Source organism: Pseudomonas ovata, from assembly GCF_003131185.1.
In the GTDB taxonomy this organism is placed as follows: domain Bacteria; phylum Pseudomonadota; class Gammaproteobacteria; order Pseudomonadales; family Pseudomonadaceae; genus Aquipseudomonas; species Aquipseudomonas ovata.
Genome location: NZ_QFFU01000045.1, coordinates 1 through 8860, shown reverse-complemented (window position 1 = coordinate 8860; position 8860 = coordinate 1). Strand labels below are relative to the sequence as shown.

Here is an 8860-nt window from a genome sequence, read left to right as displayed (position 1 = left end):
ATCCTCAACACCATTCGTTCGATTGCCGAGCAGACCAACCTGCTGGCGCTCAACGCCGCCATCGAGGCTGCACGGGCCGGTGAGCAAGGCCGCGGCTTTGCCGTGGTGGCCGATGAGGTGCGGGCCCTGGCCAAGCGCACCGCCGACTCCACCGCCGAGATCGACGGTCTGCTGGGCAATCTGGCGCGGCGCACCGCCTCGGTGGCGCAACAGATGCATTCGAGCCTGGAAGTGTCGCAACAGTCGGTGAGCAAGATCGGCCAGGCGCGCACCAGCTTCGGCCAGATCCGCGAGTCGGTGGACATCATCCGCGACATGAACACCCAGATCGCCACGGCGGCCGAAGAACAGCATCAGGTGGCCGAGGACATCAACCGCCACATCAGCCAGATTCATGGCGATGCGCAACTGGTGGTGGAACTGGCGCAATCGGCCCGCAGCGACTCGCAGAGCCTGGCCTCGCTGTCCAATGAACTGGATAACCTGGTGCGCAAGTTCCGCACCTGAACACGTTCGCGATACCCGTAGGAGCGCGCTTGCCCGCGACCGGCTGCGTAGCAGTCGTAAAATTGTGGCGTTTCACAGATTTCTGCGAGCGCTGCGCACTCGGTCGCGGGCAGAGCGCGCTCCTACAGCTGTGAGCTTTATTGCCAATAAAATCAATAAATTATTTTTTTGATGAGCGCGCGCTTGCCGGAATGCCGGACCAACGCGACCGGCTGCGTTAGCAGTCGTAAATTTGTGGCGTTTCCGAGATCTTGCGAGCGCTTCGCACTCGGTCGCGGGCAAGCGCGCTCCTTGTGAATTTTATAGCCAGTAAAATCAATAAGTTATTTTATGTTTGATGAGCGCGCTTGCCGGAGTGCCCAAACGCGTTTATTGATGCAATACCGCCAGAAATAAATGACCTGCCGGTCACACAGCAATACCCCCACATGAAATAATGGCAATCAGCCATAGACACAGACGCAGCGCTCTGTCTCATGCGTGCGGCAAATGCCTGGGTGGGTCTTTATTTCAGGACGGTGCGGTTAAACGATGACTTTGGTAGCTGAAAACCCGGATGTGATGTACCGCCTGCTGGTGCAGAGTGTGGTGGATTACGCCATCTACATGCTGACCCCCGAAGGGATCGTGGCAAACTGGAACAGTGGCGCCCAGCGGGCCAAGCAGTACCGGGCCGAGGAAATCGTCGGTCAGCATTTCTCGGTGTTCTACTGCGCCGAGGAACGTGCCCGCCATGTACCGATGAGCGGGCTTGAGACCGCCCGCGCCACCGGGCGCTTCGAGGCCCAGGGCTGGCGGGTGCGCAAGGACGGCAGCGTGTTCTGGGCCGATGTGGTCATCGATGCGGTTCATGACGACCAGGGCGAGCTGATCGGCTTTGCCAAGATTACCCGCGACTGCACGCGCCAGCGCCAGGCCGAACTGGCCCAGCGCGAGCAGGAACGGCACTTCCGCCTGCTGGTGCAGGGCGTGACCGACTACGCCATCTACATGCTCGACGTCGACGGCCATGTAGTGAACTGGAACGCCGGTGCCGAACGCGCCAAAGGCTACCAGGCTGCCGAAATTGTCGGCCAGCATTTCTCGGTGTTCTACACCTCTGACGACCGCACTCATGGCCTGCCCCAGCAAGGGCTTGCCACGGCGCGCCGTGAGGGCCGCTTCGAGGCCGAGGGCATTCGCCTGCGCAAGGACGGCACGCACTTCTGGACCCATGTCGTGATCATGCCCATCCACGATGACGACGGTCAGTTGATCGGCTTTTCCAAGGTCACCCGCGACATCACCGAGCGCCGCGCCGCCGAACTCGAAGTGCTCAAGGCCAAGGAACTGGCCGAGCGCTACAGCGAAAAAATGGCCGGCCTGTCACGCTTTCTCGACTCGGTGATCGGCAGCATTCCGGCCAGCGTGATTGTCCAGGACGCCGGCACCCGCGAAATCCTGCTGGTCAATGAACAGGCACAACGGCTGTTCGGCCTGCACGACCAGCCCATGGTCGGCCGCCAGGCGCAGGACTGCATGTCGCCGGTGCTGGCCAGCTATATCGACGAGCAGACCCGGCAATGCCTGAGCCATTCGGGCCTGCGCCAGACCGAGGATCGCCTGCGCACCACCATCGGCCCCCGGGTGCTGCGCACCAAGACCCTGCGCCGCGTCGATCAAGAGGCGCAGGCCGACTACGTGTTGTTGATCGCCGAAGACGTCACCGATGAAATTGCCGCCCGCGAGCAGATTCACCACATGGCCCACCATGACGCGCTGACCGGCCTGGCCAACCGCACCCTGTTGCATGAACAACTGGGGACCGCGCTCAAGGACAGCGCCTCGCATTCGCGCCAGGTCGCGACCCTGTGCCTGGACCTGGACAAGTTCAAGAACATCAACGACGCCTTCGGTCATGCCTTTGGCGACAAACTGCTGCGCGCCGTGGCCGAACGGCTGCGCGGCGTGCTGCGTGAAGAAGACACTCTGGCGCGCCTGGGTGGCGACGAGTTCGCGATTGTGTTGCCACGCCTGGAACAGGCCGACGACGCCTACCGCACCGCACGCAGGATCATCGACTGCATTGCGCCGGCCTTCCTGATGGACGGCCATACCTTCCTGATCGGGGTCAGCATCGGCATCGCCTTCACGGGTGACGTACAACTGTCCGGCGACCAGTTGCTGATCCATGCCGACATGGCCCTGTATGAAGCCAAGCGCAATGGCCGCAACCGCTATGAAGTGTTCCACCAGGACATGGCCGAGGCTGCCCAGCGCCGACGCACCATGGAAATCGACCTGCGCAAGGCGTTGCACCTGGGGCAATTGCAGCTTTATTACCAGCCTATCGTCGGCATCGACGATACGCGCATTACCGGCTACGAAGCACTGATGCGCTGGCAGCACCCGAGCAAGGGCCTGATCATGCCACTGGATTTCATTACGCTGGCCGAGGAAACGGGGCTGATCCATGAGGTCGGCACCCGCGCCCTGAACCTGGCGTGCCAGGAAGCCTGCACCTGGGACACCGAGCAAAGCGTGGCGGTCAACCTGTCACCGGCGCAGTTCAAGAATCGCGAGCTGGTCAATATCATCCAGCTGGCCCTGAACGACTCAGGCCTGGCACCGCATCGCCTGGAACTGGAAATCACCGAATCGGTGCTGCTGGAAAACAGCGAAGAAAACATCCAGACCCTGCGTGCCCTCAAGGCGCTGGGCGTGGGCATCGCCCTGGATGATTTCGGCACCGGCTATTCGTCGCTGGGTTATCTGCGCTCGTTTCCGTTCGACCGGATCAAGATCGACAAGTCCTTCGTCCATGAAATGGACCATAGCCGCGAGGCCATGTCGATCATCCGCGCCATCACCGGCATCAGCAGCAGCCTTTTGATCAAGACCACCGCCGAAGGCGTAGAAACCCAGGAACAGTTCGCCCGCCTCAAGGCCGAAGGCTGCTCGCACTTGCAGGGCTATCTGTTTGGCCGGCCGGTGCCGGTCAGCGAGCGCAAGCGCTCCTGAACCGGGCCGGGCGCTATTGCTGCACTGGCCTACAGCAACTTCCATGTATAGCTGAAGATCAGGCGGTTCTCGTCGATGTCGCTGCGGTAGTTCGAGCGAGCCGCAACGTTGCGCACGCGCACACCCAGCCCTTGCAGCGTGCCGCTCTGCACCACATAGCCGATGTCCAGGTCGCGCTCGCGGTCCTTGCCTTCGTAGCCGGCACCGGTGGTAACGTTGTCGCCGGTGATGTAGCGCACGGTGGTGGTCAGGCCCGGAAGGCCCAGCGCGGTGAAGTCATAGTCGTAGCGTGCCTGCCAGGAGCGCTCGTCGGTGTAGGCAAACTCATAGGTCGGCACTTCGTTGCCCAGTGGGGTGACGTTGGCAAAGACTCGTGGAAACGGGCTGTCGCCGTACATGGCCTGGTAGCCGACATAAAAGGTGTGCCCGCCACGCTTGGCCGACAGTAAGGAAAAGAACGCCTGGTTGTCGATCTTGCCCAACAAGCGGTCGCCGTCTTCCTGTGCATCGTAATAACCGAGGTTGGCGCCCAGCACCCAGTTGCCCACCGGCTGACTGTGCTTGAGGCCGATAAAGCCTTGCTCGTAGATGTCTTCCAGTTGCCCGTAAAAGACACTGACCGAGGTGCGCTTGTCGTTAAAGCTGTAGTCACCGCCGGCGTAATTGAAGCCATCGCTGACCGCCTGGCGCTGCGGCACGTGGCCAAGCATGGCAAGCATCTTGTCGTCACCGGCCTCGTTGCGCAGGTGAGTGCTGTTGAGGTGCCCGGCCTGCAGGGTCAGGCCGGTGATTTCGCTGGAGCTGATGCCCACGCCCTGATAACTGGGCGGCAGCAGGCGAATATCGCTGAACGTCAGCACCGGCAGGTTGGGCTGCAACTCGCCGACCTTCAGTTCGGTCTTCGAAAAGCGCGCCTTGAAGGTCGCCCCCAGGCGACTGTACTCGTCGGCGGCGCGGCCATCGCCGTGGGTCGGTAACAGGCCGCTGTTGACCCGGTCCGGGCTGCTGTCGAGCTTGATGCCCAGTACCCCGCTCACGTCCAGGCCAAAGCCCACCACACCCTGGGTATAGCCGGACTTGACGTTGAGAATGAAGCCTTGCGCCCACTCCTCCTGCTTCGACTGCTGGTTGGCGCCGACGATGTCGGAGAAGTCGCGGCTGAAATAGTAATTGCGGGCTTGCAGGGTGGCGCTGGCGCCTTCGATGAAGCCTTCCTTGGGCGGCTCGCCGGCGGCCAGGGCGCTGGTGGCGGCCACGGCGGTGAAGGACAGGCCCAGGCGCTGGCCCATGACACGGAAATGACGCTTGGCGATCGGATGCTGGCTCATGGTTGCTCTCTTGTTGTTATGTCTTTTTTAATGATGCAAAACGGATCAACGCGACGCCTTGTCCCCCAAGGTTGGTGCCGCTGCCGGCAGACGCCGGGCTTTCATTGCGGCGTGTACGATCAGCCCGGACAACAGCCCCCAGAAGGCCGCCGACAGGCCGAGAAACGACACCCCCGAAGCGGTCACCAGAAAGGTGAACAGCCCCGCATCGCGCTCCTCGATGTGCAACGTGCTGCGACTCAAGGCCTCGCTGATGGCACCGAACAGTGCCAGCCCCGCCAGCGCGGCGATCAGTTCCCTGGGAAAGGCGGCGAACAGCGACACCAGGGTCGCACCGGCAATCCCGAAGATCAGGTACAACAGGCTCCCGGATAGCGCAGCGATGTAGCGTCGCCGTGGGTTTTCATGCGCCTCGCGTCCGGTGCACAGGCTGGCGGTGACCGCCGCCAGGTTCAGGCCGTGGCAACCGAACGGCGCCAGCACCGCCCCCATCAGGGCACTGGCGCTGATCAAGGGGCTGGCCGGCGTCGCGTAACCGGCGCCGCGCAGCACCGCCATGCCCGGCATGAACTGCCCGGTCAGGGCCACCAGCACCAGCGGCAAGGCGAGGTTCAACGTGGCCTCCAGGCTGAACTGCGGCACGATCAGGGTCGGCGTGGCCAGGCCGAAGACCAGCGCATCGGCCTTGAAGTCACCGCCCAGCACAGTAATGCCGGTGCCGACAATCAGCACGGCCATCACCGCATAACGCGGCACCAGGCGACGCATCAGCACATAGCTGGCAAACATCGCCAGCACCAATACCGGCCTGGCCGGCAGCGACTCAAATAGCGCCACGCCAAAGCTGAACAGGATGCCGGCCTGCATGCCGGCGGCAATCGAGCCGGGCAAGCGGGCAATGATGCGGTCGAATGCCCCGCTCAGACCAATCAGCAGCAGCACCAGGCTGGCCACCAGGTAGGCGCCCACCGCCTGGTTGAGGCCGATCTGCGGCAGTTGCGACACCAGCAGCGCCGAGCCCGGAATTGACCAGGCGATCACCACCGGCACCTTGTAGCGCAGGCTCAGCAGCACACCCAGCAGCGCACTGCCGATGGAGATGGCCCAGATCCAGGACGACAACTGCGCGTGCGACAGCTGCGCGGCATCGGCGGCCTGGAAAATGATCACCAACGGACCGGCGTAGGAAATCACCGTGGCGATGCACCCGGCCACCACGGCCGACAGGGAAACATCCTTGAACAGGTCTTTCATGGGACCTCACCTGTATGAATGACGCTGCGGTTCGTAAGATTGATGCCGATCAGTCAAGTCTCGACGCGGACCTGTGGGAGGCAGCTCTGCTGGCGAATGCGGCGGTGCAGGCACAGCAGATGTGCCTGTGTTACCGGCCTCATCGTCGGATCGTCGCCCGCAGCAGAGCGCCGACCCGCTTCAGCCGGCCACCTTGGCGCTGTGGTTGGCGCCCAGGGCCGCTGCGGCACTGCCGCGCTGTGCACTGATGGCGAACACGGTCATGGCCACCGCGGCGATGGCGCCGGGCACGGCAAAGGCCATGAAGTTCAGTTGCAGCGGCAGGTTGATGCCCATCAGCGCGCCGCCCAGCAGCGGACCGACGATGGCGCCGTTGCGGCCGATCCCCGAGGCCCAGCCCAGGCCCGTGGAGCGCATCGACAGGCCGTAGAGTTGCGCGGCCCCGGCGTACAGCAGGATCTGCGTGCCGATGGTGGTGGCACCGGCCAGGAAGATCAGCAGGTACAGCACCGGCATCGGGCTCTTGAAGCCCAGCAGGCTGATCGACACCGCGCCGACCAGAAAGAACACCACCGTGACCTTGGTCAGGTTCATGCGGTCGCCCAGCCAGCCGCCGAAGATGGCGCCGAACATGCCACCGAAGTTGAGCGCCAGCAGGAACGACAGGCTCGACCCCAGGCTGTAGCCGGCGTTGGCCATGAGTTTGGGCAGCCAGGAGCTGAGTGCGTAGACCATCAACAGGCAGCAGAAGAACGCCACCCACAACGCCAGGGTGCGCACCAGGCGACCTTCGCTGAACAGGTCCAGCACCGGCACGCCCTTGCCCTTGACTTCCCCCACGGTCAGCACGTCGTCAGCGGTCAGCTTCTGGGTGTCATCCATCTGGTTGAGCAGCTTGCGCGCTTCTGCAGTCCGGCCCTGGCGCACCAGGAAGCCGACGGACTCCGGCAGGTAGTAGAGAATCGCCGGCAGCAGCAACAGCGGCAAGGCGGCGGCAAAGAACATCGATTCCCAGCCAAAGCGCGGCAGCATCACGATGCCGACCCCGGCCGACAGCATGCCGCCCAGCGAGTAACCGCTGAACATCACCGCCACCAGGGTGCTGCGCATACGCTTGGGGGCGTATTCATTCATCAGCGCCACGGCATTGGGCATCAACCCGCCGCAGCCGAGACCGGCGATGAAACGACAGATGCCAAACTCGGTCGGGCTGCTGGCAAAGCCATTGATGATGGTGGCGCCGCTGAACAGCGCAAAGCAGATGGCGATGCCTTTCTTACGCCCGATGCGGTCGGCCAGGCTGCCGAACACCAGCGCGCCGAACATCATGCCGAACAGCGCATAGCTGCCCAGTGCCCCGGCCTGCAGCGGGGTCAGGCCCCACTCCTTCATGATCACCGGCAACACCACGCCGTAGATGAACAGGTCATAGCCGTCGAAGATCAACAGCAGGGCGCACCAGCTCATGACCATCCAGTGGAAGCGGCCGAAGCGCGCGTTATCGATAACCGCGTGTACGTCAATGTTTCGCATGGCATCTCTCTTTTGTTTTTGTTGTAGATGAAACGGTCGAGCGCTATGTCAGGCGGCGCTGGCGGCGAATTTCTCGAAGTAAAAGTTCGCCGGTGTAATGCCCTGCTCACGAATGAACTGGCTGACCGCCTCGACCATCGGCGGCGGGCCGCACAGGTAAACGTCGACGTCGCCTTCATTGAGATGGCCAGGCTCGATGTGATGGGTGACGAAGCCTTTTTGCGGGTAGCCGCTGTCCGGGCTGGACACGCAGGCGCTGTAGGTGAAGTTGGGAATACGGGCGGCAAAGTCGGCCAGTGCGTCCATCTCGACCAGGTCGAAATCGTTGCTCACCCCATAAATCAGGTGCAGCGGATGGGCACTGCCCTGCTCGGCAATTTTTTCCAGCATCGCAGTAAATGGCGCAAGGCCAGTGCCACCGGCCAGTAGCAACAGCGGCCGCTTGATGTCACGCAGGTAGAAACTGCCCAGGGGACCGGCCAGCGTCATGCTGTCGCCGGCCTTGGCCATGCCCACCAGAAAGCGGCTCATCAGCCCGCCGGGTACATTGCGGATCAGAAAGCTGACCTCGCCGTTTTTCTGCAACGAGCTGAACGAGTAGGCACGGGTCTGTTCGCTGCCCGGCACTTGCAGGTTGACGTACTGGCCCGGCAGGAACGCCAGCTGGCTCAGGGACTCGCCCTTGATCTTCAAGGCGATGGTGCTGTCGGACAGGTGCTCGACCGCACTGATGGCCGCCTGGTAAGTCACCTGGCGGGTCTTGCACACATCCGATGAAGCCGGCACGCGCACCACGCAATCGCTGGCGGCGCGCATCTGGCAGGTCAGCACATAACCTTGTCCGGCCTCTTCCTCGGTCAGGGCATCCTCGATGTATTCCTGGCCCAGGTCATAGGTGCCGGCCTCGGCAAAGCACTTGCAGGTGCCGCAGGCGCCGTCGCGGCAGTCCAGCGGAATATTGATACCCTGGCGATAGGCCGCATCGGCGACGGTTTCGGTGGCAGCGGCATCGATGAAACGGGTGACCCCGTCTTCGAAATTCAAGGCGATCTTGTGCATGGTGCACCTCACGGCAGCAATCGGTAGCGAGCAGTAACGCGTGGCAAAACCCGGCGGACTAGATGTGATAGACGTCGATGACCTGACGCACATAGTCGTTCTTGAGCACCACCTTCTTGGCCTTGATCAGCGGCTGTTCGCCACGGATGTCCAGGGTGTAGAAGCTGGTGCCGAAGTGG

6 protein-coding genes and 1 pseudogene are annotated in these 8860 nt (G+C 62.7%); 2 read left to right on the top strand and 5 right to left on the bottom strand.

Going from position 1 to position 8860, the window contains the following annotated elements; all coding sequences use genetic code 11:
* Both DGA31_RS29255 and DGA31_RS29250 read left to right on the top strand, forming a co-directional pair.
* Positions 1-507: methyl-accepting chemotaxis protein (locus DGA31_RS29255; protein ID WP_241509678.1), on the top strand; the 507-nt coding region annotated here is incomplete at its 5' end.
* Between the two features lie 531 nt (positions 508-1038).
* The gene (locus DGA31_RS29250) at positions 1039-3507 is read left to right on the top strand and encodes a sensor domain-containing protein (RefSeq protein ID WP_241509677.1); all 2469 of its coding nucleotides are present in this window, start codon (positions 1039-1041) and stop codon (positions 3505-3507) included.
* A gap of 29 nt (positions 3508-3536) precedes the next feature.
* On the opposite strand, the gene DGA31_RS29245 is transcribed toward DGA31_RS29250, so the two are convergent.
* From DGA31_RS29245 to DGA31_RS29225, 5 genes and pseudogenes are all read right to left on the bottom strand, one after another.
* Positions 3537-4835: an OprD family porin gene (locus DGA31_RS29245; protein ID WP_421958022.1), complete on the bottom strand. Its 1299-nt coding sequence runs from the start codon at positions 4833-4835 to the stop codon at positions 3537-3539.
* A 45-nt stretch (positions 4836-4880) separates the two neighbouring features.
* The gene (locus tag DGA31_RS29240; RefSeq protein ID WP_056838045.1) at positions 4881-6089 is read right to left on the bottom strand and encodes a benzoate/H(+) symporter BenE family transporter; all 1209 of its coding nucleotides are present in this window, start codon (positions 6087-6089) and stop codon (positions 4881-4883) included.
* Positions 6090-6269: 180 nt separating this feature from the next.
* Positions 6270-7622 (bottom strand): MFS transporter, encoded by a 1353-nt coding sequence (locus tag DGA31_RS29235; protein ID WP_056838047.1) that lies wholly within the window; start codon positions 7620-7622, stop codon positions 6270-6272.
* Positions 7623-7670: 48 nt separating this feature from the next.
* The gene (gene benC / locus DGA31_RS29230) at positions 7671-8681 is read right to left on the bottom strand and encodes a benzoate 1,2-dioxygenase electron transfer component BenC (RefSeq protein ID WP_109514895.1); all 1011 of its coding nucleotides are present in this window, start codon (positions 8679-8681) and stop codon (positions 7671-7673) included.
* 58 nt (positions 8682-8739) lie between these two features.
* Positions 8740-8860, bottom strand: a pseudogene (locus DGA31_RS29225) (benzoate 1,2-dioxygenase small subunit); the annotation flags it as partial.

Excerpts from the sequence above, each read along its gene's own strand:
- DGA31_RS29250 (WP_241509677.1), top strand. The coding sequence starts at position 1,039 with ATGACTTTGGTAGCTGAAAACCCGGATGTGATGTACCGCCTGCTGGTG.
- DGA31_RS29235 (WP_056838047.1), bottom strand. The coding sequence starts at position 7,622 with ATGCGAAACATTGACGTACACGCGGTTATCGATAACGCGCGCTTCGGC.
- benC (WP_109514895.1), bottom strand. The coding sequence starts at position 8,681 with ATGCACAAGATCGCCTTGAATTTCGAAGACGGGGTCACCCGTTTCATC.
- DGA31_RS29240 (WP_056838045.1), bottom strand. The coding sequence starts at position 6,089 with ATGAAAGACCTGTTCAAGGATGTTTCCCTGTCGGCCGTGGTGGCCGGG.
- DGA31_RS29245 (WP_421958022.1), bottom strand. The coding sequence starts at position 4,835 with ATGAGCCAGCATCCGATCGCCAAGCGTCATTTCCGTGTCATGGGCCAG.